The sequence below is a fragment of the Stenotrophomonas sp. YJH_SMC_106-19 genome, assembly GCF_059368375.1.
Map to the genome: position 1 here is coordinate 227,805 of NZ_JCAFRQ010000002.1, position 26,778 is coordinate 254,582.

Genomic DNA, 26,778 nt, shown 5'->3' on the forward strand with positions numbered 1-26,778 from the left:
TCTAGCAGGATGTAGCGGCCTGTCAGCGCCCCCCGCTGCCGGGGCCGGTGATCGGGGGCGGCGCCAGTTCAGGCCGGGACGCCGGTGCTTCGGGCAGGTCCAGGCTGTAGGTGCAGCCGGCCAGCGTCCGGCCTGGGTGGGAGGCCACCGTTGAGACACTGAGGATGATCGACTCGATCTGCGCCTCGCCGGTGGTCGGGTCGGTCACGTCACGGCTGACCAGTTCGCGCCCCGCCATGAACTTGCCGTCCTGGTCGTATCCGGTCTCCAGCCCGAGCCGCCTGGCCAGTGGCCGGGGGTCGGCCTCATCGAGGATGGCCATGATGCTGGCACCGGCCATTGCGACCCGGTCCGTGCGGGTGCCGAACACCGTGATGGGCTGCGCCAGACGGTACTCGCTCAGGAACCGGTTGCCCTGCGGCAGGGGTTGCAGGCCGCTGGCGACCGCTTTCAGCGGGTCGGCCAGCAGCGGTGCCAGCGCGGCATGGGCGGCCACGTCCTGGCGGCATTCGATCAGTGCCGGCAGGTCCAGCGGAGCGGCGGACGCAGAGGTGGCAAGCAGCAGGGGCAGGAACACAGCGGCACTCCGTGGTGGCGCCGAGCCTGGGCTCGGCTGCCTTCCGGTCAGGGGGGCGGCGGGCTCAGCGCTCGCCGGCGTAGGGGTCGGCGATGCCGAGCTCGGCCAGGATCTCGCGTTCCAGCTGCTCCATCGCCTCGGCTTCCTTGTCGTCTTCGTGGTCCCAGCCGAGCAGGTGCAGCACGCCGTGCACGGTGAGGTGCGCATAGTGGGCGTTGAGCGCCTTGCCCTGCTCACCGGCCTCGCGCTCGACCACCGGGGCACAGATCACCAGGTCGCCCAGCAGCGGGAACTTCACGCCCTTGGGCAGGCCTTCGGGCACTTCGGCCGGGAAGCTGAGCACATTGGTGGCGTAGTCCTTGCCGCGGTAGTGGCGGTTCAGCGACTGCCCCTCCTTGGCATCGACCACGCGGATCGCCAGGTCGGCTTCGCGGATCCGCCCCTTCAGGGCCGCGGCAACCCACCTGCGGAAGCTCACCGCGGCCGGCAGTCCGGCGCGGGGCAGGGCGTAACTGACGGCGACGTCCAGCCGTACGGGACCACGGGTCATGATGTCGCTCCGGGTTGGATCTGATGCAGGTCGCGGCGGTCGTAGGCACTGACGATGCGGGCCACCAGCGGATGGCGGACGACGTCGCGCGATTCGAAGAAGGTGAAGCTCACGCCCTCGACATCGCGCAGCACGTCGATGGCATCGCGCAGGCCCGATTTCAGGTGCTTGGGCAGGTCGGTCTGGGTCAGGTCGCCGGTGACCACGGCGGTGGAGCCGAAGCCCAGCCGGGTCAGGAACATCTTCATCTGCTCGATGGTGGTGTTCTGCGCCTCGTCCAGGATCACGAACGCGTCGTTGAGCGTGCGGCCACGCATGTACGCCAGCGGTGCGATCTCGATGACGTTCTTCTCCAGCAGCTTGACCACCTTCTCCACGCCCATCATTTCGTACAGGGCGTCGTACAGCGGCCGCAGGTAGGGGTCGACCTTCTGGGTCAGGTCGCCGGGCAGGAAGCCGAGCTTCTCGCCGGCCTCGACCGCAGGCCGCACCAGGATCAGGCGCTGCACGCGCGACTCGTTCAGCGCTTCCACCGCGCTGGCCACGGCCAGGAAGGTCTTGCCGGTACCGGCCGGGCCGATGCCGAAGTTGATGTCATGGGTGGCGATCTGGTGCAGGTAGCGGCCCTGGTTGGCGCCGCGACCGCGCACGGTGCCACGCTTGACCCGGATCGCCACGTCCTGTGCTTCGTACGAGCGTTCGGCGATCTGCTCCACGTTGGCCTGGGCCAGGCGCAGGTGGATGGCGTGGTTGTCGAAGGTGGTCTCGCCGGCTTCGGCGTACAGGGCCTCGATCAGCTTCTGCGCTTCCACGCTGGCTTCCTTCGGTCCACTGATGCGGAACACGAAGCCGCGATTGGCGATCTCCACGCCGAGTTTCAGTTCGATCTGTCGCAAATGGCCGTCGAACGGGCCGCACAGGTTGGCCAGGCGCGCGTTGTCTTCCGGCGACAGGGTGAAGTCTCGATGCTCGATGTTTTTCATTGCTGGAGGTGGGGCGGAAGCCTTCCACCACAGTGTCTTCAAGGGGAAACAAGGGTAGCGCGCGGGGGCGCACACGGCCAGTACGGGGGTTGCTACGCGGTTTTCCACACGGGGTGTGGATCGGGCCTGCGGGAACCTGTGGATAGACGTTCGCAATGCTTGTGCCACAAGCTTCCTGCGCCGGTGGTGAAAAAAGCGTCACGACCGGGTGGGGAACGGAAACCGGAAGCAGCGGTGGCCACGGGAAGGTTCACAGGCATTGAGCGTCGGGGCGGAGCGCCCGGCCAGGGAGAGGTCATGGATGTTTCACATACGGCAGCTGCGCACGCGCCGCTGGCGGGGCTCGGGTCGAACGGGCAACTGCATCGGCTGCAGGCTGAGGGCCTGCCTCCCTTGTTCGTCGAACAGTGGTGGGGCCACGAAAGCCTGGTCAACGGTTTCGATTACTGGGTAGATGCCGTGCACCCGGATGCGGGCCTGTCATGCGCAGACTGGCCGGGACTGAGCGCCGCGCTGGTCACCTGCCTCGATGATGGCCAGGACCACCATCGCTGCGGCTACATCGCCGCCGCTCACCTCCTTGGCGCAGACGGCGGTCTGGCGCGCTATCGGCTGCATCTCGTGCCATGGACGTGGTTCCTGCGGCATGCGCGGCGCAGCCGTGTCCATCAGCAGCGGACCGTGCGGGACATCGTCGAGGACGTGTTCGGCACGCACAGCGGACTGGCCCGCTGGCGCTGGAGCGACGATGCCCTGGCCGCTCTGGCCGCCGCATCCGTGCGCGACTGCTGCATCCAGTATCGGGAGCCGGACCTTGAGTTCGTGCAGCGGCTGTTGGCCGATGAAGGCATTGCGGGCACGTTCGAGAGCGACAGCAGCGGCGGATTGACGCTCGTGCTGTTCGCCGACAGCAGCGTGCAACCTGAGAATCCACAATCGGCCCGAGACGGCGGTATCCGTTTCCACCGTGACGACGCCACCGAGCGCGCAGATGCCCTGCAGCAGCTGGGCAGGTGGCGTCGGCTGGGCAGCAGCCGGCTCTCGCTTGTCACCGACGATGGCCCGGCGGCCACCGTCCGACATGCGCAGATGCCACTGCAGGACGCCGGGCGCAGCCCGCGCGAGGTCTATGAGCCGGTGGGCACCCACGCCCTGGCTGGCGCCGATGAGGGGTATCGTCGCGCGCGGCGAGCAGCTGAAGCGCACGAGGCCGGCAGTGCAGGCTGGCTGGCGGCAGGCAGCGTACGCAGCCTGCAGGTCGGTCGCTTCATCCGCGTTCTGGCCGCGGGCGCTGGTTCGACGCCGAGCCTGCTGCCGACCGAACTACTGCATTACGGGTGCAATCCGCCGCCGATCACGCAGGGGGCGGAGCAACCACGCGCTGCGGCACCGGCCCGCTGGCTTGAGGCCGGTTCAGCCATGCCCGGCGTGGCGCTGGAGACAAACGCGCCCCTGGGTTATGCCAATCGCTTCCGCGCCGTCGATCGGAATCGACCGTGGCGGCCCGTGCTGGCCGATGGCACCGGCGAACGCATCCACCCGCGGCCGCTCGCGCCAGGCCATCAGACCGCTACGGTCATCGCTGGCGATGGCCGTGATGATGCCGCGCTGTACGCCGATCACCTGGGCCGGGTACGGGTACGTCTGCATCTTCAGGACGCCACAGATGCCGGTACGACCTGTTGGCTGCGGGTCGCGCAGCGCTACGCTGGACCGGGCGTCGGTGCACAGTTCCTGCCGCGTGTCGGCCAGGAGGTGGTGATCGGCTTTCTGGACGGGAACATCGATCAGCCCTTGGTGCTGGGCGCGCTGTACAACGGTCGTGGCGAGGCGGGCGTTGCGCGCACCCCGGCCGGAGCAGCGGCCGCAGACGAAAGCGGCGGCCTGTTCGGGCATGCCACCGACTCCCGCCCGAGCGCACAGGGCAATGCGGCCGGCGGCCATGCGCCTGTCTGGCACGCGATGGCACCGGGGCAGGATCAGCACCGGCATGCCGGGGCGGTATGGGGCATCCAGTCACGGGAATGGTCCGGAACGGGTTACAACCGGCTGGCCTTCGATGATTCCGACGCACAGCTGCGCGTGCAGCTGGCCAGCAGCCACGCCAGCAGCGAGCTGAATCTTGGTCATCTGCTGCACATGGCTGACAACCATCGTGGTTCCCTGCGCGGAGAAGGCGCGGAACTGCGCACTGACGCGTGGGGCGCGCTGCGTGCCGAACGGGGCGTCTGGTTGACCGCGCGTGGCCACGCTGCGCTGTCACCCGCAGGCGAAGTGGCTGCGGCCGGCGCGCTGCTGCAGCAGGCCGCCCTCCTGGCCGCGTCCAGCCATGGCGCGGCTACGATGCACGACACGGCTGGCTTGGACAGCCACGCAGTACGGGAGGACAGCACCGGCGTGGCAGGTCTGCAACGGGTTGCGCGGGCCAGTGTGAACGGACTTTCCTATGCGCAGGCCAGCGCCGATGACGAGGGCCGCCCCGCGCCCGGCGATGTTCCGCATACCGGCCAGCCAACCCTGGGCCTGCATGGGCAGGCCGGTCTGATGATGGTGGCCGGGCAGGCACTGCACTGGGGCGGTGCCCGGAATGTGGCACTGTCCAGTGGCGGGCACACCGATGCCAACGTGGCCGGCGGTGCGCGCCTGCACGCGGCGCAGGCGGTGGGCATGCTGGCGGCCAGTGGCCGCAGCTTTGCCGGTGATGCGGCATTGACCATCGTCGCTGGGCAGGAGGTACTGGACATCCGGGCCCAGTCCGAAACGATCCACCTGCAGGCGCGCAGCACCGTGCGTGCAGCGAGCGGGCAAGGGGCTGTGGAGCTTGCCGCACCGCGCACCCTGCACATCGCCACCGCCGGTGGCGCCAGCATTGCGCTGGAAGATGGCAACCTGGTGCTGGTCTGCCCCGGCACGGTGACCGTGCAGGCCGGGCAGCGCACCTTCGTCGGCCCGGCGCAGCTGACCCGTCCCCTGCCGGACATGCCGTCCAGCGCGCTGGACGGGCAGGTTCCGAAGCTTGCCTTCAGGCTGCAGGACATCCCGGGCCCACAGGGTGTGCCGCTGGGCGGGCAGCCCTGGAGGATCGTGCGCACGCACCGCGCCCTGGACGATGAGCAGCGTGACAGCGCCCTGCTGCCGGAACGCTGGGCCGAGACCCTGGCCGAAGGTGAGGCCGACGCACAGGGCGATGTCAGCCTGGACGATGCGCTGTGCGCGAGGATCTGGAGTGACGCAGGCCGCCATCCCGGCTGCCTGTTCCTGGTACACGGAATCGACGTGATCCCGCTGCAGCGGCCCCGGCCATACAGCGGCTCCCCGGGGGTGCGGGCAACCCTGGACACGCTGGAGGCGATCAACTATGGCAAGAGTTTGGCCGACCTGCCTGACGATGCCGCACTGCATGCCTACCGGCAGCGCGCCGAGTACGAGTTCCAGTCCCACATCGACGCCAGCCCGGCCCGGCGCAAGGAGATCTGATCATGGCAGACGCCAACGCATGGGGCAGGGTCGAGCGCGCCTCCCTCATCTGCAGGGATGGCCAGAAAGGCACGACCAGCGGCGACTACTACGCACCACCGGACCGTCAGTTCGCGCCGGTGCGGCACGGGAACCGCGTCGACGCGTTCACCGACGGGCGCTCGGCCATGAAGGCGATGGCCGATGCCATCCGCGGCGCGCAGAAGTTCATCTTCATCGCCGACTGGCAGATGAACTTCGATACCGAGATGGACGCGCGCGGCGACGCGCACTCCGCGCGGCTGAGCGAGCTGCTGTTCGACGCTATCAACCAGCGCGGCGTGGATGTGCGGGTACTGCTCTACGACAGCGTGGAGGCGGCCGCCTACACCCACGAGAACGAGGTACGCACGGCGCTGTACAAGATGCAGGATGACAAGACGCCCGGGCAGATCCAGGTGGGCCTGCACAACCCGGCGACCGGCCGCGCCGATGCCTTCAACATCGCCTTCTCGCACCACCAGAAGATCCTGGTGGTGGACGCACGCATCGGCTTCGTCGGTGGACTCGACGTCGCCCATGGCCGTTGGGACGACGGCAACTTCGACGTGGTCTGCGACCCGACGCTGCACGTGATCAATGACCATTACAACAACTGCCTGAGCAAGTATCGGAGCATGACGGATGATGAGACGGAGCTCACGCTGGACAAGCCCGATACCAGCCCGGATGCGGCAGGCCGTGTTCGTCCCGGCTTCGCACAGGCGTATGTGCCCGGCATGGCCATCGCACTGGACCAGATGAAGTCGCAGTGGGATGCCGGTGCCGCGTTGGCGGAGCTGCAGGACTATGCAGACAAGCTGGGCGTACCCGACGCGCTTGAGCGCGAAGGCATCCGCAAGCTCGCCGAGATGATCATTCCGGGAATGGAAGAGGGGATGGCGGTCAAGCGCACCGTCGCACGCACGTTCCTGGCCATCCAGACGACGCTGGAGGAGATCGGCAAGGAATATGCAGATGTCATTGCCGCGTCGAACCGTGCCGCCGACGAAGCCATCAAACTGAATCCGGTCCAGGCGGCTGCCGCAGCAGGGCGTGCGGTGGCAGGCTTCAGCGCCATCCAGGCGAAGAAGTTCGGCAGCTGGCTCGACCAGCAGAAGAACGACATCCGGGCGGCAGCGCTGCGGCCCTTCCAGACTGCAGAGAAAGCGGCGGGCTACCTGCTCGATCCGCGCAGCCTGCGCGCGGACATCGAAGGCCGACTCAGCGAAATAGAAGCAAAGATCGACAAGGCGAAGAAAGACTGGGAATCGCTGGTGCAGTGGATCAATACACCAGTTGATCGCACCCAGCGGCTGCTCGACAGTGGCCGCCAGCCTCGCATGCCCTGGCAGGACGTGCACGCGCAGATCGCGGGCCCGGCCGTGTTCGATATCTGCAGCAACTTCATGCACCGCTGGAATGCCATGGTCTGGCAGAACCAGCGCGGCGACCGGACCATCGGCTCGCTGCTGCGCAAGGGTCTGAATACTGGCCTTCGCAAGACCAATGAATGGCTCGACACAGCGCTGCCCGAGCAGACCACCCTGGCGCGTGGCATGGAACTGACGCCATTGAGCGATCAGTGGCTGCAGTCCATGGGGGGCATGCAGGCGGTGTTCGGTGACCTGACGGTGCCGGGCACGGCGGGAAAGATCAGCGTGCAGATCGTGCGTTCCTCGGGCACCGCCCTGCATGCGCTGGAGAAGAAGGGGTGCAGGGAACTCGGCCTGAACCTGGACGACGCCAGCTGCCTGCAGCCGTACTGGGAGCGTGAGCAGCCGATGCACTCCATTCTCGACGCAATGGTCAACTGCATCGCATCGGCCAGTGCCTACATCTATCTGGAAACGCAGTTCCTCATTTCCGATTGCGGCTGGTCCGACGCGGATCCGGGCAGCGTGGTGGAAACCGCAGTGAAGGGCGGGGAGCGGCGGGATGCGACGGATGCCGAAAAGGCGAAGCTTGGTCACGTGGGGCGCGGCGTGGGGATGAGCGGCCCGGTAGGCAGGGCCGGCATCGTGCAGGATGTGGTGGAACGCAGGCAGGGAGTGAAGTCGGCGGCCAGCAACCCGCTGGTGGCCGCCCTGGCCGCGCGCATCCGCCGCGCGATCCTGGCCCGGCAAGGCTTCCATGTGTACATCACCCTGCCGGTGCACCCGGAGGGCAGCCTGGCAGACGGTGCCGTGGTGAAGCAGCAGTACTGGGTGCAGCAGACCCTGCTGCGTGGTGACGACAGCCTGATCCGGCGCATCTGCCGATCATTGATCGCACGCGACAAGGACATCCGCGAGGCCAGCGTGGAGGAGGCTGACCTGCAGGCCGAGGTCAAGGCCGGGCGCTGGAAGGAATACCTGTCGGTGATGAATCTGCGCAGCTACGGCGTGCTGGCCGAAACGCGCAGAAGCGATCATCCGCCGCCGCACACGATCGGCTCCGAGCATGGCCCCTCCCTGTATGTGGTAACTGAGCAGTGCTATGTGCATTCCAAGCTGCTGATCGTTGATGACGCGGTGGCGATCATCGGCAGCGCGAACTGCAATGACCGCAGTCTGCTGGGGACGGGTGATACCGAGATCGCCGCGGTGATCGTTGATGGCGAGGCGAAGCGGATGGATCTGGGCAACGGCGTGCAGGTAATAACCCGAACATTTGCGCGGGAGCTGCGGTTGAAGCTGTGGAGGAAGTTTCTGGGGCAGGAGATTCAAGAGCTGCCGGAGAAGGAGAATCAGCACTTCGCGTTCTCCGAGTTGACCAAGGGCTACTACCCGTGGTTCAACAAGAACGTGCCAACTTTGACGGTGGACAAGCCAGCAAGTGCCGAGACGTGGAGAAGTATCAGAAATATTGCCGATTCAAATTCCGCCGCTTATCAGCGTGTATTCACCAATGTGCCGCGTGATTCATTCCCTCGCTACGACTCCGTGCTTCATGGATTTCCCGCCGCAGGCCTGAGTGAAAAAGGGCACGTCAAACGCATCCTGTACGCGCAGCCGGCGGACCTGCAGCCAGAGTTCATGCTGGAGCCAAGCGTTGTAAGCAACTACGTGACCGGTGCGGTAGGTCGGCACGATGTGCGTAAGGCGACGGACTTCCTTCGAGACACGGCATTAGGGGACTACGGTGTTCAGGGGTTCTGGGTGACGATGCCATTTCTGTGGGGGAGCAGCATGGACGACCCTGCTGCCATGATGCCGAACGAGATTATCGCTGCCGTGCCTGTCGACAGGAGTCGGTCAATTGAATCTGGTTACTCGAATGGGGGTATTCCAGGGAAATCCGGAGAAAAGGCATGAATGAGCATAATCTGTTGAGATGGTTGATGGCGTTGGGTGTCTTTTCTGCTGCACACACTGCGTTGGCAGACTGCAGTTCACCAACCGGGAAGTCGCACACTTCTCAGGGGGGTAGCCTGGTGATCAAGTTCAGACCAAGCCCCAAGGGGGTGCTGAGCGCAAGTCTTAGTCGTGCGAACGAAGTTGCGCCCTATGTGCGGATCAATCTCTATCCTAAACTGGTTGAACTGCACAATGAGCCATTCGATTCGAATGGTGGTGCGGTCTACTACTTGGAAAAGGACGCGCAAGGGCAGCGAATATGCCGCGTTGAAGAGTGGAAAAGGCGGGAATCCAAGTTGATTGGCGAAGCGCCTCCTGAGGGCCTGCATCCTGCGGTGAGGCCCGTGTATCCATATTTCGAGCTTTACAAGACGCAGGAGCTTGATTACGACGGGTCAGGTCAATTGACGTCGATTCATGCAACTGACGCGGAAGGGCATAGGGCGACAACCTTCTGTGCGCTCTATGATGGTGATGGTCGCATAGAGGTGGCTAATCAGAGTTCCGGGATGAGTGTTTCGGATCATCCGGACTTCACGTGCTCGCAGCTACGTGAAAAGGCCTCGAGGAAAATGACGTGGTACTTTACTTATCGGCCGGATGGGGCGCTGGCTTCTGACGTAATCAAGGAAGCCACGCGTAAGCCAGGTGAGGATCCCAATCGCGAGGACGCCGGCTTTGGAACCGAGGCAACCGATGGTGCATGGACTGTGAGTGGCTTCGTCAATGTCGACGATGCTGAGTTGAAGCGGATCGTGGGTATTCGCTTCCATGGCAGTGAAAAGCGTGGGCTTCGTGGCATTGAAAGTGCTTCCTTCTCCATGGCGCCGTCGGACGCCACGGCTGTCTTTGCGCAACGCAGGCAAGAGCCCACTGATAAGCTGAAGTACAGGTTCCCTGGCGAGCGTGTGCCACCAGAAATCGCCAAGGGGCTGTTCGAGGGTATCACCGACTACACCCGCGTCCGGGAGTACTACCATCGCTCGCATCGACGGATCTTCGAGGTCTTCGGGCCCGGTGCCAAGCAGCCCCACGAACGCCAGTGGCGCACGCTGGATCTGAATCGCCAGGAAAACTACGACGCAAACGGCAGGCTCACGCGGGTGATCCTGTTCGGCCCGGTTCCCGGTAGTGGTGGCTACACCGAGAACCTGCGCGCATACGCAGAGAAGGGTGTGTTGAAGCTCACGCCGCTGACCAGCGGCTACAGCTCCTACCGCGTCTACGACTATGACGCAGCAGGCAACGAGACGCTCTCGTTCGTGTGCTGGCGCCATGAAGTCTCGACCAACAAGCCGTATGCCCATTTCCCCTGGTGGGAGCCCGATCCCCGTCCCAAGCGCAGTCGTGAAGCCGAACTGCAGTACGGCAGGACGCAGGTGGGCACACGCTGCGGGACGCCGGACGGCAGGATGATCATAGAGGGCATGGGACCGGTGAAGAAGCTGATGGAGACCCGGTACGGATTCGGGACGACGAAGCTGGGATTCCTGAGCGAGTAGCGCGGTGCGTCCTTCTGAGGCTCAGAGCAGACCCGCTAAGCGAAGGTTGCGGCCAGCAACGAGGCGCGGCGGGCTCGCCCCTGAGACCCACCGCTTTTCCACAATCACTGTGGAACGACGCGCAATCAACCTGTGGATAGGTGACGCAGAGCCTTCTGCACAGAGGGTATGCGTGGCGTGGTGAGAAAATCACCACGACTGCTGTGTGGGGGCAAGCCGTACATGGCTCCCCCCGCCCCGGCGATCAGCCTTCCGTCACCACCCGCCCGCGCAGCGAATTGGTTAATGCCTCGGTGATCACCACATCCACGAACTGACCGATCAGGCGTGCCGGCGCCGGGAAGTTCACCGAGCGCATGTTCTCGGTCTTGCCGGTCAGCTCGTTCGGGTTCTTGCGCGAAGGACCTTCCACCAGCACCGTCTGCACGGTGCCGACCATCTTCGCGGAAATGCCGGCGGCGTGCGCGTTGATGCGCTCCTGCAGGCGCGACAGCCGCGCGTGCTTCTCGGCATCGCTGAGCGTGTCTTCCAGGTCGGCGGCCGGAGTGCCCGGACGACGCGAATAGATGAAGGAGAAACTGTGGTCGAAGCCGATGTCCTCGATCAGCTTCATGGTCTTCTCGAAGTCCGCCTCGGTCTCGCCGGGGAAGCCGACGATGAAGTCCGAACTGATCGAGATGTCCGGGCGCACCGCGCGCAGCTTGCGGATCTTCGACTTGAACTCCAGCGCGGTGTAGCCGCGCTTCATCGCCGACAGGACGCGGTCGCTGCCGGCCTGCACCGGCAGATGCAGGAAGTTGGCCAGCTGCGGCACATCGCGGAACGCGTCCACCAGCGAGTCGCTGAACTCCAGCGGGTGTGAGGTGGTGAAGCGGATGCGGCCGACGCCATCGATCTCGGCGATGGTGCGGATCAACAGGCCCAGATCGGCGAACTCGCCATCGCCATACGGGCCACGGTAGGCGTTGACGTTCTGGCCGAGCAGGTTGATCTCGCGTACGCCCTGCGCGGCCAGCTGTGCCACTTCCACCACCACGTCCTCGAATGGACGGCTGACTTCGGTGCCGCGGGTGTAGGGCACCACGCAGAACGAGCAGTACTTCGAGCAGCCTTCCATGATCGACACGAACGCCGACGCGCCTTCAGCGCGCGGTTCCGGCAGGCGGTCGAACTTCTCGATTTCCGGGAAGCTGATGTCCACCTGCGGTCGCTTCTGCTCGCGACGCGCTCGGATCAGCTCCGGCAACCGGTGCAGGGTCTGCGGGCCGAACACCAGGTCCACGAACGGCGCGCGCTTGATGATGGCCTCGCCCTCCTGCGAAGCGACACAGCCACCGACGCCGATGATGACCTCGCGGCCCTGGTTCTTCAGCCCCTTCCAGACGCCGAGCTGGCTGAACACCTTCTCCTGCGCCTTCTCGCGGATGGAACAGGTGTTGACCAGGATGACGTCGGCATCCTCCGGGGTGTCGGTCAGCACCAGGCCGTCGCTGGCGGCGAGCACGTCGGCCATCTTGGCCGAGTCGTACTCGTTCATCTGGCAACCGTGGGTCTTGATGTACAGCTTGCCCTTGATCTGCTCCGGCGTGCGCGGAGCGGAGGGCAGGGCAACGAGCGGGGTGCCGCCCGGCGTGGCGGGCGGAAAGACGTCTGGCGTCCCGGTCATGGCGCTTAATCCATTCGGGTGGCGGGAAAGCGGGCAATTCTACCCGCATCCTGCGCCTCCCGCCGCGGTGCACGCTCATGGGGCACGGCCCCTGCCGCGCCCGGTAGCGCCGGGCCGTGCCCGGCGGGCGCCCTTACGCCGCGATCAGCTCCGCGTCGATCTGCCGCGACCGGTCGAAGGCCGTCAGTGCGCCCATCCGGGCGATGTAGTCCGCCGTGGCGGGGGCGGGCTGCACCAGCCCGAAGTCGGTGGTCCATTTCAGGGCATTGCCCCACAGCACGTCGGCGGCGCTCATTTCCTCACCCAGCAGGTAAGGCCCCTGCGCCAGCTGCGCCTCAATCACCTGCAGGACGGTTTCGGCGTCGTTGTAGGGCGACATCGACTGCGGGGGCGGGTCGCGGCGCATCGCGCGGTCGATCATCGCCGGCTCGAAACAGGCGCCGTAGAACGCCATCCAGCGCAGGTAGGGGCCGCGCAGCGGCGAGCCGATCGGCGGCGCCAGGCCGGCTTCGGGGTAGAGATCGGCCAGGTACAGGTAGATCGCCACCTGCTCGGTCACCAGCGCGCCCTCATGGAGGATCGCCGGCACTTTGCCCATCGGGTTGATGGCCAGGTAGGCCGGGGCCAGGTTGGCGCCGGCTTTCAGGTCCAGCACATGCAGGCGGTAGTCGGCACCCAGGGCTTCAAGCAGGGCCACGGCGCCGCTCGAGCGTGAACGGGCAGCGTGATAGAGGGTGATCTGGCGGGACGTCATGGCAGTGCTCCTTGCAGCAGAGGGGTGAACTGGGGCCCATGCTGGGGCACTATTGCGGACGACTTCTGTCCTCGATCTCTCATGCGCCATACTGCTCATCGCCTGCTCCGCCTGATCGCCCTGCTGCAGGCCCGCCGACAGTGGTCGGGGGCTGAACTGGCCGAGCGCATGGGGGTGGAACGGCGCAGCATCCGCCGCGACATCGAGCGCCTTCGTGAGCTGGGCTATCCGGTCAGGGCATCGGCCGGGGTAGGGGGCGGCTATCAGCTGGGGGCGGGCGCACCGGTACTGCCGATGCTGCTGGACGAAGAGGAGGCGACGACCCTGGCCATCGCCCTGCGTGCGGCCTCGGCCACGGTGGCCGGCATCGACGAGACCGCGCGCGGTCTGCTGTCCAAGCTCGACCCACTGGTGCCGACCCGCCGCCGCCAGCAGGCTGGCGAGGTGCACGCCGCCACCGCGACGCTGTCGGATCTGCCTTCCACCGATGCACGTCTGCTGGGGCGCCTGGCCCAGCATTGCCGCCAGGCAACCCGGCTGGCCTTCGAGTACCGCAGCGCGCAGGACGCGGTGACCCAGCGCGAGGTCGAGGCCCAGCATCTGGTCAACTACGGACGTCGCTGGTACCTGCTGGCCTGGGATCTGGGCCGCCAGGACTGGCGCACGTTGCGGGTGGACCGGATGGGCGCGGTGCGCGCGCTGGCCGAGCCCGGCCTGCATCGGCGCACGCCCGCACCGCCCGATGTGATGGTGCGGCAGGCGGTCAGCCAGGCGCCGTTCGCACTGCAGGCGGTGCTGCGCCTGGCCGGCAGCCACACCGAGCTGGAAGGTCGCATTCCCCCCTGGTGTGGCGTGCTCGAAGCCGATGGTGCCGATCACTGCCTGCTGCGCATGGGCGCCGAAAGCCGCGGCATGATGCTGGCGCAGATTCTCAGCCTCGACCGGGTGCCGCTGGAGCTGTGGACCACGCCGCCGGCGCTGCGCCAGGAACTGGCGCAGCGCCTGGGCGGGCTGGCGCAGCTGCTGGCTGTGCCTGACATCACAGGCTGAGCCGCACGGCTTGGCAACGCGGGGCGAAGCTGGGACACTCGCGGCCATGAAGGGGAGACTGGGGACAACGGCGATCATCATCGCTGCGCTGACCGCTGCGCCGGCCAGCGCCGGCACCCTGTACAAGTGCCAGGGGGCAGACGGGGTCACCAGCTATGTGAGCAAGCGTGTGGCCGGTGCCCAATGCAGCACCATCAGCTACAGCCGGGAGGCCGCCCGCCCGGCCCGCCCGGCAGCGACTGTTGCCAGGCCTGTGCCGGCCACCGTGGCCAGCATCGAGCGCAATCCGGTGGCGGTGGCCGCCAGTGCAGCCGTGCCCGTGCCGGCTGCACCGGTGCCTGCTTCGACTCCGGCAGTTGCTGCCGGCACGTCCCGCACCGGGCGCATGGTCAGTGGCCAGGTCTATTCCTATATGAAGGATGGGGTGCGCCACTACACCAGTGCGCGGCCCAGCCAGGTTGCCCACCTGGGGCCGGTGCGCACCATCCGCTACAGCTTCATGGAGCGCTGCTACGCCTGCGGGGCCAACCCGCGCGTGGACTTCGGCACCGTGCGTCTGAACACGACGGCGTTCCAGACCGAGATCGCTTCGGCCGCGCGCGAGTTCGGCGTGGAGGAGGCGGTGGTCCGGGCGATCATCCATGCCGAGTCGGCCTACAATCCGACCGCACTCAGCCGCGCCGGTGCGCAGGGCCTGATGCAGCTGATGCCGCCGACTGCCGCGCGCTTCGGGGTCAGTGATTCCTACGATGCGGGCCAGAACATCCGTGGCGGCGTGCAGTACCTGTCGTGGCTGCTGAAGCGATTCAACGGCAACCTCACCCTGGCCGCCGCCGGTTACAACGCCGGGGAAGGTGCGGTCGACCGCCATGGTGGCGTGCCCCCTTACAGCGAAACCCAGTACTACGTGCGTCGGGTGGGCCAGCTGGCCGAGCGTTACCGCAGTGCCTTGAGTCACCAGTAGTCCGGCCGGTGCCGGTGCCGACTGACGGCCCATCGCCGGCTGCCGGTCGGCACACGGTACAAAGAGTTGTTGCAATGCGTTGTGTGGCGCGTAACGGTTCCGCTACACTCGCCCATGATTCAATGCGGCTCTGGCCCCCACCAGACCGCTGGCAGCCTTAAAGCTACCTAATCAATATCGGAGTGCCGGATGGCCAACGATGGGGTACACGATCCAGTCAATACCGGACGTCGGCGTTTTCTTACTGCCACCACAGCCGTGGTTGGCGCCGTCGGCGTCGGATTCACCGCAGTTCCTTTCATCAAATCGTGGAACCCCAGTGCCCGCGCGAAGCTCGCGGGAGCACCGGTGGTGGCCGATATCAGTGCCCTGCAGGAAGGCCAGCGCCTGATCGTGGAATGGCGCGGCCAGCCCATCTGGATCGTCAAACGGTCCAAGGCGATCCTCGACGCGCTGCATGGGCTCGACGACCGCCTCAAGGACCCGGAGTCCGGCGAGAAGGACCAGCAGCCCGCCTACGTGCTCAAGCAGAATCCCGAGCTGCGCTCGATCAAGCCCGATGTGTCGGTACTGGTCGGCCTGTGCACGCATCTGGGCTGCTCGCCGGAGATGGTGGCCGAGATCCGCCCCGAACCGTATGACCCGCAGTGGAAGGGCGGCTACTTCTGCCCCTGCCACAAGTCGCGCTTCGACATGTCCGGCCGCGTCTTCAAGGACGTGCCGGCGCCGATCAACCTGCTGGTGCCACCGCACCACTACCAGGACGACAACACGCTCATCATCGGTGTCGATCCGGAGGGGGCAGCCTGATGGCCAATATCCTGAGCCGTACCGCGACAGGCGTCGCCGACTGGGTCAACGCCCGCGCGCCGGGGCTGATGCCGATCTACCGCAAGCACGTCAGCGAGTACTACGCGCCGAAGAACTTCAACATCTGGTACTACTTCGGTTCACTGGCGCTGCTGGTGCTGGTCAACCAGATCGTCACCGGCATCTTCCTGACGATGCACTACAAGACCAGCGCGGCGGAGGCCTTCGGCTCCATCGAATACATCATGCGTGATGTCGAGTGGGGCTGGCTGATCCGTTACATGCACTCCACCGGTGCATCGCTGTTCTTCATCGTGGTCTACCTGCACATGTTCCGCGGGCTGCTGTATGGCAGTTACCAGAAACCGCGCGAGCTGGTGTGGATCCTGGGCATGCTGATCTACCTGGTGCTGATGGCCGAGGCCTTCATGGGCTACGTGCTGCCGTGGGGCCAGATGTCGTTCTGGGGCGCCAAGGTGATCATCTCGCTGTTCGGCGCGATTCCGGTGATCGGCAATGGCCTGACCGAGTGGATCATGGGCGATTACCTGCCCAGCGATGCCACGCTCAACCGCTTCTTCGCGCTGCACGTGATCGCACTGCCTCTGGTGCTGCTGCTGCTGGTGGTGCTGCACCTGGGCGCGCTGCATGAAGTGGGGTCCAACAACCCGGATGGCGTGGAGATCAAGAAGGGGCCCAAGGGCAACCGCTGGTCGCCCAATGCACCGGCCGATGGCATTCCCTTCCATCCTTACTACACGCTCAAGGATGGCGTCGGCGCCGGCTTCCTGCTGATCATCGCCGCCTTCATCATCTTCTTCGCCCCCGGCTTTGGTGGCCTGTTCCTGGAGCACGACAACTTCACCGAGGCCAACCGGCTGGTGACCCCGGAACACATCAAACCGGTGTGGTACTACACCCCGTACTACGCGATGCTGCGCGTGGTGCCGAACAAGCTCGGTGGCGTGCTGGTGATGTTCTCGGCGATCGCCATCCTGTTCCTGGTGCCCTGGCTGGACAAGGCGCGGGTGAAGTCGGTGCGTTACCGCGGCTGGATCTCGAAGGTGATGCTGGGCATGCTGGCCGTGTGCTTCGTGTGGCTGGGCGTGATCGGCTCCGGTCCGGGTACCGACGTGCACGAGACCTACATCGGGCGGGTGCTGACCTTCCTGTACTTCGCGTTCTTCATCACCATGCCGCTATGGACAAGGCTGGACAAGACCAAGCCGGTACCGGAGAGGGTGACCACGCATGACTGAGCGCTGGATGGTCCGGCTGGCCCTCGCGGCCGCCCTGATGCTGGGCAGTTTCCTGGCCACCGCTGCCGAAGGCGGCACCAAGCTGCTGCAGGCCGGCAACGACCTCGGTGACCGCGCATCGCTGCAGCGCGGCGCGCAGCTGTACATGAACTACTGCTCCAGCTGCCACGCGCTGAAGTACCTGCGCTACTCGCGGATGGCGCAGGACCTGGGGCTGACCGAGGAAGAGGTGATGAACAACCTCAACTTCACCGGTGCGGCAATCGGCGATCCGGTGCCGGTGGCGATGCCCAAGGAGCAGGCCGAGAAGTGGTTCGGCAAGATGCCGCCGGACCTGAGCCTGATCTCGCGTGTGCGGGGCAGCGACTGGGTCTACACCTACCTCAAGTCGTTCTATCTCGACAGCAGCCGCCCGCTGGGCTGGAACAACGCGTTGTTCGCCAACGCCTCCATGCCCAACCCGCTCTGGGAAATGCAGGGCCTGCAGCATGCCGTGCACGGCAAGGCCGAAGGGCCAGGCATGGACCCGCCGGTGACCGGGCTGCGCATCGACAGCCCCGGCTCGGTTGATGCCGGCCAGTACGACCAGGCCGTGCGGGACATCACCAACTTCCTCGAATACGCCGGCGAACCGGCCGCGCTCAAGCGGCAGCAGCTGGGCGTGTGGGTGATCCTGTTCCTGGCCATGTTGACCTTCCTGGTGTACCTGCTGAAGAAGGAATACTGGAAGGACGTTCACTGATTCTGCCGCCGGCCGTTGGCTGGGCCTATTGGCTTTTGTGATGGTCGGTTGCACACTCGGGGAGAAGTCGACCGCCGGCACGGTGCTGGCGGCGCCGATGCGGCAGGCGGTCTCCTGTCGTAGGAGAGCCTTTGATGGCGGCGAGCGTACGCATGCGCAATACACTGACGCTGTTTTCCTCGAACGACGATGTACTGTGCCACCGTGTGCGCCTGGTCCTTGCGGCCAAGGGTGTGACGTTCGATTTCGTTGCGGTCGATCCGCAGAATCCGCCCGAAGACCTGATCGACCTCAATCCGTACCATTCGGTGCCGACCCTGGTCGAGCGCGAACTGGTGCTGTACGCCGCTTCGGTGGTGAGCGAATACCTTGACGAGCGCTATCCGCATCCGCCGCTGATGCCGGTCGATCCGCTGTCACGTGCACGCATCCGCCTGGCGATGCTGCGCATCGAGCACGACTGGGTGCCGCAGGTGCAGGCCATCCAGCTGGGCAACAAGACCCAGGCCGAGGCCGGGCGCAAGCGCTTGAAGGAGTTGCTGACCGCGTCGCTGCCGCTGTTCAAGGCCAGCAAGTTCTTCCTGAACCCGGAAATGAGCCTGGCCGACTGCGCGATGGCGCCGATCATCTGGCGCCTGCAGTCACTGGATGTGCCGTTGCCGAAGGACGGCAAGGCCATCGAGGATTACGGCAACCGCATCTTCCGCCACCCGGGGTTCGTGCGCAGCCTGACCGAGCAGGAAAAGAAGCTGCGCGACCTGCCCGTCTGAGCCGGCCGCTGCTTTCCCGTCTGCACGCCGACCGGCGTGCAGGCGATCCGCCCCGGTCGGGGCGTCGGGCGCGTACACTTCACGCATGACCGAAGACTTCTTCCACATGACCAGCCACCGCCCGTACCTGCTGCGGGCACTGGTGGAATGGATCAATGACAACCAGCTGACCCCGCACATCCTGGTCGACGCCGGCGTCCCCGGCGTGCAGGTGCCGCCTTCGGCGGTCAAGGATGGCAGAGTGGTGCTCAACATCGCCGAACGCGCGGTAGTGCGCCTGATGATCGACAACGAGATGGTGAGCTTCTCGGCGCGCTTCTCCGGTACCAGCTACCCGGTGCAGGTGCCGATCAGCGCCGTGCTGGCCGTCTACGCCCGCGAGACCGGGCAGGGCATGGCACTGCCGGATGACATTCCGGGCAGCGAACCGGCGTCGACCGGCGACGAAGTGCTGCATGACGACGACACGCCGCCGGAGGATACGCCGCCGGCAGGACCGCCGCCGAAGGGCCGGCCGAACCTGCGCGTGGTCAAGTAGTTCAGAATTCGGATGCGCAAACGGATGTCGGCGAGGTCAATCGCCGACTCCATTCAATTGTCAGATTTGAAATCTATTGGCAGTAGTACTCGAGCGAGGTTTCCAAGACTCGGTCGTAGTAGTCGTTGGGATTATCGCCGCTTCCAAAGTAGACCAGTTCTGCCCGACGAAAGTAGGTCAATGCGTAGGTCCCGGGGACACTGCAGGAGGAGGGCAATGTTCCTGGAAGTTGGGGTTGGCCGACAATAGTGTAGGTGCGCTCCTCGCAGGAGTACCCACCACCCATGCTTTCGGGATCCGGGCGGCAGTAGCCGACGTGGGACCCGATGTTTGCCGCCCAGCCGGTGCTTACGTCAGTAGGGCATGACCCGTAGCCCTCGGGTCCAGTCTCCCCATAGGTGTAAACGCCAGTTGGTCCTGCTACGCCGCCGTGGCAGTAATTCGTCCAGAACACCGCGTATGGGGCTATTCCTTCCGAGTCCAGATGGAATGCCCGTCCCGTTTGCACCCATTGCCCAGCGAACGCGCTCGGCGCAAACGAAGAAATAACCACTAAGAATGTGGCGATCAATCCCACGCGAATCCAGCTTGCACCTTTCCGTAGCTGCTGATTGAGAATCATTGACATCAACATCTCTCCTTGATGTGCCTGTTACGCAGTCGAGTCTTTCGAGAGTGGGCGGTAGATCGCTAGCAGATCGCCGCCAAGGCGAGCGAAATCAACTGAATAGGGTGCCAGTTGCCGAGGGATTCCAGAAGCTCGCTCGCCTCAGGTTCTAACACGGGGGTATGCGATTATCAACGTGAAAAATTGCGTTTTCGCCTACTCGCCCGCATTTCCGCAGAAGGCGCAGAGGGCGCTGCCCCCATTTCAAAGGACGGGGAAGAGGTGGCCCGGGAAGGATCGGTCACGCGCTCTGCATTGCTCGAATCTCAGACATCCTCGGCATCGTCCACATCCGGCCGGATCTGGCTGATCCGCGCCGCGCCCGGGCCGGTGAACGACACCAGCTGATCGCCGCGCAACACCATCCGGCCCACATGGCGATCGATGCCATCGTAGGAATATTCGAACTTGAAGGTGCGCTCGAAACCGAGCCGGCCATCCTCGCCGCGCGACAGGCGCAGGCCGGTGGCATGCACCGCCTGGTCCAGCCACTGCACATTGGCGGCGCGGCAGGCGTTGCGTCCCAGCTCGACCGCGCGCTCGGCGGCGGAGCGGGCAGCGTTCCAGAAGAAGTAGACGATGGCGCCGGCAATCAGCAACAGCAGCAGGGTGGGCATGGTTCCAGGGCGTCGGGTGTCGATGCGGCAAAGATGGCGGCGAATGCCTGCTGGATCAAGCAGAAGATTCAGTTCATCCGCTGCGGATCACCGGAAGCCGGCTGCACTGCGGGCGCTGTGGTCATCGGTGGCGTTGCCGCTGCCGGTGCCGGTGCGATCAACGGCGCGGTCGCAGTCAGCTGCAGCAGTGCGGCCCAGTCCTGGCGGTTGAAACTGCATTCGTCCTCGCGCCCCGGCGTGCAGCTGGGCTCGATGCCGGTGCTGTCGCGTTCGCGGGCCGCAGGCAACTGGATCAGTCCGGTCCGATCCAGCGGCAGCAGCCGCATCGCCACGGTGTTCATGACGTTGCCGCCTACCAGGTACAAGGTCTGGTCACCGCCGAGATTGGCCGCGACCACCACTTCGCAGTGCGACTTCCAATGGCCGACCGAGCCATTGCCAAGCGCCTGTACCAGTCCGCTGTAGCTGAGCGTGGTGCTGCGGTCGCGCAGGAAGCACAGAAGATCACCGGGGGCCGGCTTAGCCGTGGCTGGATCGGCCAGCCGGTAAGGCACGCCGGAAGGGCCACCCTGGTAGGCAGCACGGATGTAGTCGATGTGGCGCGGCGAGGTGTTGAAGCCGGGGACACCGGCACGCACCATCACCCAGGAAATGAAGGCAGCCGACCAGGGATTGTCGATCAGGAAGGCACGGCAGTCGCTGTCGGTATAGCGCGAGCCCAGTGGCGCGGCACAACTGCTGGCACCGGCGATGCTGCCCATGGCGTTGAGCGTGCCGCTGTCACGCCAGTAGTGGGAGACGCGCTGCCAGGCAATCAGGCCGTTGTCGGCCAGATGCTCGTTCTCGGCTTCCGTGACGCTGAGGCTGGCGGCGCGGCCATCGCGGTCGATGAAGGGGCGGAACCACAGCCGATGCTCGTTGCACGCCGCGTTGCGGATGGCAATGGCCAAGGGGCTCAGGCCGAAGCGCGGCGGGACATCACAGGCCTCGGCCGCTGCGGCGGACAAGGGCATTGACGCGAGCAGCAGACAGGCAGGCAACAGCATCCGGCGCATGCGCGGCTCCAGTGGGGGATGCGCGCAGCGTCGCAGCGCCGTCGTGAACGCCGGGTGGATCCGTCAATGTCGGCCGGTCATGGCCGGGCGCTCCACAATGCATGACGCGTCCGGTAGCGCCGGGCCATGCCCGGCGGGCAACGCGGTTGCGTCAGGCGTTACCGGGCCTCAACCCGGCGGTGGGCCCAGCTTCAGTGACAGATCGATGGCCTGTACATGCTTGGTCAGGCCGCCGATGGAGATGCAGTCCACGCCGTCCTCCGCGATCGAGCGCAGGCCGCCAAGGCCGACGCTGCCCGACACCTCCAGCGGAATGCGGCCGGCGGTGATGCGTACGGCTTCACGGCGCAGGTCGGGGCTGAAATCATCGAGCAGGATGCGCTCGCAGCCGGACTCCAGCGCCTGACGGAGCTGGTTCAGGTCTTCGACCTCGACCACCAGCGGCAACCGTGGCCATTGCCGACGCGCGGACGCCACCGCAGCGGCCAGCGAACCGGCGGCACGGATATGGTTTTCTTTCAGCATCACCGTGTCGTACAGGCCGAAACGATGGTTTTCCCCGCCTCCGCAGCGCACTGCGTATTTCTGTGCAAGGCGCAGGCCGGGCAGGGTCTTGCGGGTGTCGAGAATGCGCGTGCCGGTGCCGGCCACGGCGGCCACGTAGCGCGCCGTGGTGGTAGCGGTGCCGGACAGGGTCTGCAGGAAGTTCAGCGACGTGCGCTCGGCGCTGACCAGGCTGCGGCTGCGGCCGTGCAGCAGTGCAAGTACCGTACCGGCAGTGACGGACTCGCCTTCGGCGATGCGCCATTCAATGCGCACGTCCGGGTCGAGCGCGCGGTGGGTGGCATCGAACCACGGCCGGCCGGCAATCACCGCATCCTGTTTGCACAGCAGGTAGGCGCTGTCAGTCTGGTCGGGCAGCAGGGCGGCGGTGACGTCGCCGCTGCCCAGATCCTCCGCCAGCGCGCGGGCGACATCGGCGGCGACGACGGCCGCATCCGGCGTCGGCAGCATGCTCATGCGGCCGGGAAGTCAGCGATCTGCGCGGTTGGAATGGCCTCCTCGGCCAGCAGCACCGGGATGCCGTCGTCGACCCGGAACACCTGCTTGCGGTCACGGGTGACCAGGGCCTCGCGCAGCGGCTGTGCCAGCGGGTTGCCGTCGGCCTTGTTCACCGCGCCGACGGAAATCGCCTTGTTGAGGGCTTCCAGGCCCTTGCCATCCAGCAGGGACAAGGGCTGGCGGGTGTCCGGCGACACCAGCAGGTCGAGCAGCTTGCGATCCATGGTTCTTCGTCTTGCGTGGAAGACGGCTAGAATACGTCTTTAAGGCAGGTGACGGCCAATGACCCCCAATCCGAACGCGCCGCTCGTCGGCATCGTCATGGGTTCCCGCTCCGACTGGGAAACCATGCAGCACGCCGCCCAGAAGCTTGAGGCCCTGGGTGTTCCGTTTGAAGTGAAGGTGGTGTCCGCCCATCGGACGCCGGATGTGTTGTTCAGCTATGCCGAACAGGCGGGCGGACGTGGCCTGCGCGCGATCATTGCCGGCGCCGGCGGTGCCGCGCATCTGCCCGGCATGATCGCGGCCAAGACCGCGGTTCCGGTGCTGGGCGTGCCGGTGCAGTCCAAGGCGCTCAATGGCATGGACTCGCTGCTGTCGATCGTGCAGATGCCGGCCGGCATTCCGGTGGCTACCTTCGCCATCGGCAATGCGGGTGCCTCCAACGCCGCGCTGTTCGCCGCCGCGATGCTGGCCAGCGACCAGCCGGCCATCGGCCAGGCGCTGGATGCCTTCCGCACGCGCCAGACCGAAGATGTGATGGCCCACGACGACCCGCGCCAATGAACCTGACTGTCGGCATCCTCGGCGGCGGCCAGCTGGCCCGCATGATGGTCCTGGCCGGTGCGCCGCTGGGACTGCGCTTCGAACTGTACGATCCGGCGGCGGACGCCTGCAGCGGGCCGCTGGCACCGCTCATCGTCGGTGCCTTCGATGACCGCCAGGCGCTGGCGGACTTCGCCGCCAAAGTCGATGTAGTGACGTTCGACTTCGAGAATGTGCCCGCGGACAGTGCGCAGTGGCTGGCCGAGCGGGTGCCGGTGTATCCGCCGCCCGCAGCGCTGGCTGTAGCGCAGGACCGCCTGAGCGAGAAGACGCTGTTCCAGCAGCTGGGCATTCCGCTGCCACCGTTCGCCGATATCCGCAGCCGCGAGGAGCTCGCCGCGAAGGCGACCGCGTTCGGCCTGCCGTGCATCCTCAAGACCCGGCGCCTCGGCTATGACGGCAAGGGCCAGTTCCGGTTGCGCAGCGAAGCCGACATCGACGCTGCCTGGCAGGCCCTGGGCGCCCAGGTCGAGCGCACCGGCCTGATCCTGGAGGGCTTCGTGGCTTTCCAGCGCGAGGTCAGCGTGGTGGCCGTGCGCGGCCGTGACGGCGGTTTCCAGGCCTGGCCGGTGACCGGCAACTGGCATGTGGATGGCGTGCTTTCGGCCAGTGTGGCGCCTGCTGTGCTGTCGGCCGCCGAACAGGATGCCGCCATCGGCTATGCCCGACGGCTGGCCGAGCATCTGCAGTACGTGGGCGTGTTCGCTCTGGAGCTGTTCTGCCGGGACGGCGAACTGCTGGCCAACGAGATGGCGCCGCGCGTGCACAACTCCGGCCATTGGACCATCGAAGGCAGCGAGACCTCGCAGTTCGAGAATCATCTTCGCGCCGTGCTGGGCCTGCCGCTGGGCAGTACCCGCATGCTCGGCCACGCCTGCATGCTCAACTGGCTGGGCGAGATGCCGGACCCGGCGCCGGTGCTGGCCCAGGCCGGCGGCCACTGGCACGACTATGGAAAGCAGCCCCGCGAAGGCCGCAAGGTGGGCCACGCCACGTTGCGCGACGAGCAGGCCGGCGCACTGGCCTCGGCGCTGGAACAGGTGGGCGAGGCACTGGGGCGCCAGCTGCAGGTCGCACCGGCCGTGCGGGCGCTGCGCGGTTGACCGCGACGCGGAAGCGCAACGCTGTGGCGCGCCGATGCACGCATCGGCGCATCGTCCAGGGTGATAGCGTGAGGCTTCTTTTCCCGGAGTCATCGTCATGCTCGACTGGAACGCATACCGCAAGGAACTGAAGGGCCGTATCGGCGAGATCGGCAAGCTCTCGCCGGATACCATCAAGGGCTACGCCACTCTGGCCAATGCCGGTGCCCAGACCAATCATCTCGATGCAAAAACCCGCGAGCTGATCGCGCTGGCGGTCGCCGTGACCACCCGTTGCGACGGCTGCATCACGGTGCACGTCGATGCCGCACTCAAGCAGGGTGCCAGCCGCGAGGAGATCGCCGAGGCGCTCGGGGTGGCGGTTTCGCTCAACGCCGGCGCGGCACTGGTGTACTCGGCCCGGGTCATGGATGCGGTGGCGGCGCACGAGAGCGCGTGATGCCCACCGTGTCGCCAGGCATGGCCCGGTGCTGCCGGGCCGCGCCCGGCGGATGCTCTCAGCGCAGCCGGCTCTCGGCGAATTCCCAGTTGGCCAGCTGCCAGAACGCCTCCAGGTAGCGTGTACGGTCATTCTGGTAGTCGGTGTAGTACGCGTGTTCCCACACGTCACAGCACAGCAGCGGCGCGCTGTCGCCGGTCAGCGGGGTGCCGGCGTTGCGGGTGGCCTGGATGCCAAGCTGGCCGCCGGGATGCTGCACCAGCCACACCCAGCCGGAGCCGAACAGGCCCAGCGCGGTGCGGTTGAACTCCTCGCGCAGGCGCTGCACGTCGCCGAACTGGCGCTTGACCAGTTCGCCCAGCCGTCCCTGTGGCTCACCGCCGCCGCGCGGGCGCAGGCACTGCCAATAGAAGCCGTGGTTCCAGGCCTGGGCCGCGGCGTCGAACAGGGCGCCCTGGGCATGGCAGACGATCTCCTCCAGCGAGGCCTCTTCCCATTCGGTGCCGCGGATCCCGGCATTGACCGCATCGACGTAGGCACGATGGTGCGCGCCGTGATGCAGTTCCACGGTCTGCGCGGAAAGATGAGGCTGCAGGGAGCCGGACAGGTAGGGCAGGGCAGGCAGTTCGACGGGCATGGACAGGTTCGTGGACAGAGGGGCGGCGGCAGCCGGTTCCATCCGCTTACAATGGCGGCTACCTTGGGCAGTCTAGCCGACCATCGCGGTCGGTTTGTCCGGCGAAGCAAGGAGTGTGGTTGTGGCGGTAATGCAGCAAATCCAGGCCGAGGTCGATCGTTACCCGCTCGTGCTGTTCATGAAGGGCACCCCGCAATACCCGACGTGCGGCTTCTCCAGCCGCGCCGTACAGGCGCTGATGGCTGCCGGCGCCGTCTCCCTGCGCACCGTCAATGTGCTGGAGGAGCCGGAAATCCGCGCGAACCTGCCGCGTTTCTCCAACCTGCCGACGTTTCCGCAGTTGTTCATCAACGGGGAGTTGATCGGCGGCTGCGACATCATCATGGAGCTGTTCGAATCCGGCGAGCTCAAGCGCATCGTCGAAGAGGCGACCCTGGGATGAGTGCGCCGCCATCGACGTCACCGACCAACGGGGCGCTCGATGGCCGCCCGTTGCAGGACCGCGTGGTGCTTGTGGCCGGTGCCGGTGGTGGCCTCGGAAGTGCCGCCGCAGTGGCCGCCGCCAGCGCAGGCGCGACCGTGGTCCTGCTGGGGCGCAAGCCGCGCCGGCTGGACCGGGTCTACGCCCAGGTGCAGGCAGCCGGTCCCGAGCCCCTGCTGTATCCGCTGGATCTGGAAGGGGCCGGTCCCGATGACTACGCCGACCTCGCCCAGGCGCTGCAGACGGAGCTGGGGCGACTGGACGGGCTACTTGTCTGCGCCGCCCACTTTCCGGGCTTGACCCCGTTCGAACTGGCCGACCCGGCAAGTTTCGCCCGCGCCGTCCACGTCACCCTGACCGCACCCGCCTGGCTGGCGCAGGCCTGCCTGCCGCTGCTGCGCCAGCGCGAGGATGCGGCGCTGGTGTTCACGGTCGATGCGCCGGAACGGGTGGGGCAGGCCTACTGGGGAGGCTATGGCGCCGCCCAGCATGGCCTGCGCGGCCTGATCGCCAGCCTTCATGATGAGCTGGGCCGCAGTCCGGTCCGGGTCAGCGGCCTGTACCCGGGGCCCCTGCGCACGGCCCTGCGCGCCCGCGCCTACTCGATCGACCAGGACCCGGCTGCGCAGGGGCCCGAGGCCGCCGCGGCCGCGGCCGTGACCCTGCTGTCCAGTGCCGGCTCGGCCTGGCGGGGGCAGATCCTGGATGCAGGCAGCGCACGCCCGGCAGAGTGAAGGGCGACGTAAGGCGGGATGAAGATCCCGTCATGATTGCGTTGCGATCCGGTGCCGTTTGTCGCACAACCGTCACATTGATGGCGTAGCGTGTTAATCTAGTGTTAACCGTTATGGCTGCCTTCAGCCAACACGGTCGGGAACCCCAGATCACTGTCCA

General features: G+C 66.2%; 25 protein-coding genes. 15 read left to right on the forward strand and 10 right to left on the reverse strand.

The features are described from left to right. Positions 1–22 precede the first annotated feature (22 nt). From AC5P5M_RS08565 to AC5P5M_RS08575, 3 genes are all read right to left on the reverse strand, one after another. Positions 23–577, reverse strand: a complete 555-nt coding sequence (locus AC5P5M_RS08565) for a hypothetical protein (protein ID WP_053516584.1) — start codon at positions 575–577, stop codon at positions 23–25. Positions 578–641: 64 nt separating this feature from the next. Further along, on the reverse strand, positions 642–1,127 hold the full coding sequence (ybeY, locus tag AC5P5M_RS08570) for an rRNA maturation RNase YbeY (protein WP_053516586.1): 486 nt from the start codon (positions 1,125–1,127) through the stop codon (positions 642–644). Beyond that, positions 1,124–2,110 (reverse strand): PhoH family protein, encoded by a 987-nt coding sequence (locus AC5P5M_RS08575; protein WP_053516587.1) that lies wholly within the window; start codon positions 2,108–2,110, stop codon positions 1,124–1,126. Before AC5P5M_RS08575 ends, ybeY begins: the two co-directional genes overlap by 4 nt. 297 nt (positions 2,111–2,407) lie before the next feature. Between AC5P5M_RS08575 and AC5P5M_RS08580 the strand changes: the two genes are divergently transcribed. From AC5P5M_RS08580 to AC5P5M_RS08590, 3 genes are read left to right on the forward strand one after another with little or no spacing between them, the layout of a single operon-like run. Continuing rightward, positions 2,408–5,587, forward strand: coding sequence for a type VI secretion system Vgr family protein (locus AC5P5M_RS08580; RefSeq protein WP_495205767.1), 3,180 nt, complete (start codon positions 2,408–2,410; stop codon positions 5,585–5,587). 2 nt (positions 5,588–5,589) lie between these two features. After that, on the forward strand, positions 5,590–8,901 hold the full coding sequence (locus AC5P5M_RS08585; RefSeq protein WP_495205768.1) for a phospholipase D-like domain-containing protein: 3,312 nt from the start codon (positions 5,590–5,592) through the stop codon (positions 8,899–8,901). After that, positions 8,898–10,445: a hypothetical protein gene (locus AC5P5M_RS08590; protein WP_495205769.1), complete on the forward strand. Its 1,548-nt coding sequence runs from the start codon at positions 8,898–8,900 to the stop codon at positions 10,443–10,445. Before AC5P5M_RS08585 ends, AC5P5M_RS08590 begins: the two co-directional genes overlap by 4 nt. Positions 10,446–10,689: 244 nt before the next feature. On the opposite strand, the gene miaB is transcribed toward AC5P5M_RS08590, so the two are convergent. Together miaB and AC5P5M_RS08600 are read right to left on the reverse strand one after the other, a co-directional pair. Then, on the reverse strand, positions 10,690–12,111 hold the full coding sequence (miaB, locus tag AC5P5M_RS08595) for a tRNA (N6-isopentenyl adenosine(37)-C2)-methylthiotransferase MiaB (RefSeq protein ID WP_065176220.1): 1,422 nt from the start codon (positions 12,109–12,111) through the stop codon (positions 10,690–10,692). Positions 12,112–12,244: 133 nt separating this feature from the next. Beyond that, positions 12,245–12,865 carry a glutathione S-transferase family protein gene (locus AC5P5M_RS08600; RefSeq protein WP_065176221.1) on the reverse strand — a complete coding sequence of 207 codons (621 nt, stop codon included), beginning with the start codon at positions 12,863–12,865 and terminating at the stop codon, positions 12,245–12,247. An 81-nt stretch (positions 12,866–12,946) separates the two neighbouring features. On the opposite strand from AC5P5M_RS08600, the gene AC5P5M_RS08605 reads away from it, so the two are divergent. The 7 genes from AC5P5M_RS08605 (at position 12,947) to AC5P5M_RS08635 (ending at position 18,998) form a co-directional block, all read left to right on the forward strand. Continuing rightward, complete coding sequence (locus AC5P5M_RS08605) at positions 12,947–13,915, forward strand: helix-turn-helix transcriptional regulator (protein WP_495205770.1); 969 nt, start codon at positions 12,947–12,949, stop codon at positions 13,913–13,915. Positions 13,916–13,961: 46 nt separating this feature from the next. Continuing rightward, a complete protein-coding gene (locus AC5P5M_RS08610) occupies positions 13,962–14,879 on the forward strand; it encodes a lytic transglycosylase domain-containing protein (RefSeq protein ID WP_481526588.1) in 918 nt (305 codons plus the stop codon). A gap of 189 nt (positions 14,880–15,068) precedes the next feature. Continuing rightward, positions 15,069–15,689 carry a ubiquinol-cytochrome c reductase iron-sulfur subunit gene (petA, locus tag AC5P5M_RS08615; RefSeq protein WP_053516597.1) on the forward strand — a complete coding sequence of 207 codons (621 nt, stop codon included), beginning with the start codon at positions 15,069–15,071 and terminating at the stop codon, positions 15,687–15,689. Beyond that, positions 15,689–16,948, forward strand: coding sequence for a cytochrome b (locus AC5P5M_RS08620; RefSeq protein ID WP_053516598.1), 1,260 nt, complete (start codon positions 15,689–15,691; stop codon positions 16,946–16,948). The genes petA and AC5P5M_RS08620 overlap by 1 nt, the downstream gene beginning before the upstream one ends. Continuing rightward, on the forward strand, positions 16,941–17,690 hold the full coding sequence (locus AC5P5M_RS08625) for a cytochrome c1 (RefSeq protein WP_476342002.1): 750 nt from the start codon (positions 16,941–16,943) through the stop codon (positions 17,688–17,690). The genes AC5P5M_RS08620 and AC5P5M_RS08625 overlap by 8 nt, the downstream gene beginning before the upstream one ends. A 134-nt stretch (positions 17,691–17,824) precedes the next feature. Continuing rightward, positions 17,825–18,460, forward strand: coding sequence for a glutathione S-transferase N-terminal domain-containing protein (locus tag AC5P5M_RS08630; protein ID WP_053516601.1), 636 nt, complete (start codon positions 17,825–17,827; stop codon positions 18,458–18,460). Positions 18,461–18,545: 85 nt separating this feature from the next. After that, complete coding sequence (locus AC5P5M_RS08635; RefSeq protein WP_053516602.1) at positions 18,546–18,998, forward strand: ClpXP protease specificity-enhancing factor; 453 nt, start codon at positions 18,546–18,548, stop codon at positions 18,996–18,998. Positions 18,999–19,931: 933 nt separating this feature from the next. Here AC5P5M_RS08635 and AC5P5M_RS08640 read toward each other — a convergent pair. The 4 genes from AC5P5M_RS08640 to AC5P5M_RS08655 form a co-directional block, all read right to left on the reverse strand. Further along, positions 19,932–20,282, reverse strand: a complete 351-nt coding sequence (locus tag AC5P5M_RS08640; RefSeq protein WP_053516603.1) for a DUF3301 domain-containing protein — start codon at positions 20,280–20,282, stop codon at positions 19,932–19,934. 68 nt (positions 20,283–20,350) lie between these two features. After that, complete coding sequence (locus AC5P5M_RS08645; protein ID WP_053516604.1) at positions 20,351–21,337, reverse strand: DUF2272 domain-containing protein; 987 nt, start codon at positions 21,335–21,337, stop codon at positions 20,351–20,353. Positions 21,338–21,505: 168 nt separating this feature from the next. Beyond that, complete coding sequence (gene nadC, locus AC5P5M_RS08650) at positions 21,506–22,357, reverse strand: carboxylating nicotinate-nucleotide diphosphorylase (RefSeq protein ID WP_495205771.1); 852 nt, start codon at positions 22,355–22,357, stop codon at positions 21,506–21,508. After that, a complete protein-coding gene (locus AC5P5M_RS08655) occupies positions 22,354–22,623 on the reverse strand; it encodes a Trm112 family protein (protein ID WP_049402738.1) in 270 nt (89 codons plus the stop codon). The genes nadC and AC5P5M_RS08655 overlap by 4 nt, the downstream gene beginning before the upstream one ends. A 58-nt stretch (positions 22,624–22,681) precedes the next feature. On the opposite strand from AC5P5M_RS08655, the gene purE reads away from it, so the two are divergent. The 3 genes from purE to AC5P5M_RS08670 all read left to right on the forward strand — a co-directional run bounded on the left by purE (position 22,682) and on the right by AC5P5M_RS08670 (position 24,766). Continuing rightward, positions 22,682–23,185, forward strand: coding sequence for a 5-(carboxyamino)imidazole ribonucleotide mutase (gene purE / locus AC5P5M_RS08660; RefSeq protein WP_053516607.1), 504 nt, complete (start codon positions 22,682–22,684; stop codon positions 23,183–23,185). Continuing rightward, positions 23,182–24,327, forward strand: coding sequence for a 5-(carboxyamino)imidazole ribonucleotide synthase (locus AC5P5M_RS08665; protein ID WP_495205772.1), 1,146 nt, complete (start codon positions 23,182–23,184; stop codon positions 24,325–24,327). The genes purE and AC5P5M_RS08665 overlap by 4 nt, the downstream gene beginning before the upstream one ends. A gap of 97 nt (positions 24,328–24,424) precedes the next feature. Continuing rightward, positions 24,425–24,766: a carboxymuconolactone decarboxylase family protein gene (locus tag AC5P5M_RS08670; RefSeq protein ID WP_049467531.1), complete on the forward strand. Its 342-nt coding sequence runs from the start codon at positions 24,425–24,427 to the stop codon at positions 24,764–24,766. Between the two features lie 58 nt (positions 24,767–24,824). On the opposite strand, the gene AC5P5M_RS08675 is transcribed toward AC5P5M_RS08670, so the two are convergent. Then, a complete protein-coding gene (locus AC5P5M_RS08675; protein WP_476341991.1) occupies positions 24,825–25,403 on the reverse strand; it encodes a superoxide dismutase in 579 nt (192 codons plus the stop codon). A 121-nt stretch (positions 25,404–25,524) separates the two neighbouring features. Between AC5P5M_RS08675 and grxD the strand changes: the two genes are divergently transcribed. Continuing rightward, positions 25,525–25,845, forward strand: a complete 321-nt coding sequence (grxD, locus tag AC5P5M_RS08680) for a Grx4 family monothiol glutaredoxin (protein WP_053516610.1) — start codon at positions 25,525–25,527, stop codon at positions 25,843–25,845. After that, positions 25,842–26,618, forward strand: a complete 777-nt coding sequence (locus AC5P5M_RS08685; RefSeq protein WP_053516611.1) for an SDR family NAD(P)-dependent oxidoreductase — start codon at positions 25,842–25,844, stop codon at positions 26,616–26,618. The genes grxD and AC5P5M_RS08685 overlap by 4 nt, the downstream gene beginning before the upstream one ends. The last annotated feature ends 160 nt before the right edge of the window (positions 26,619–26,778 follow it).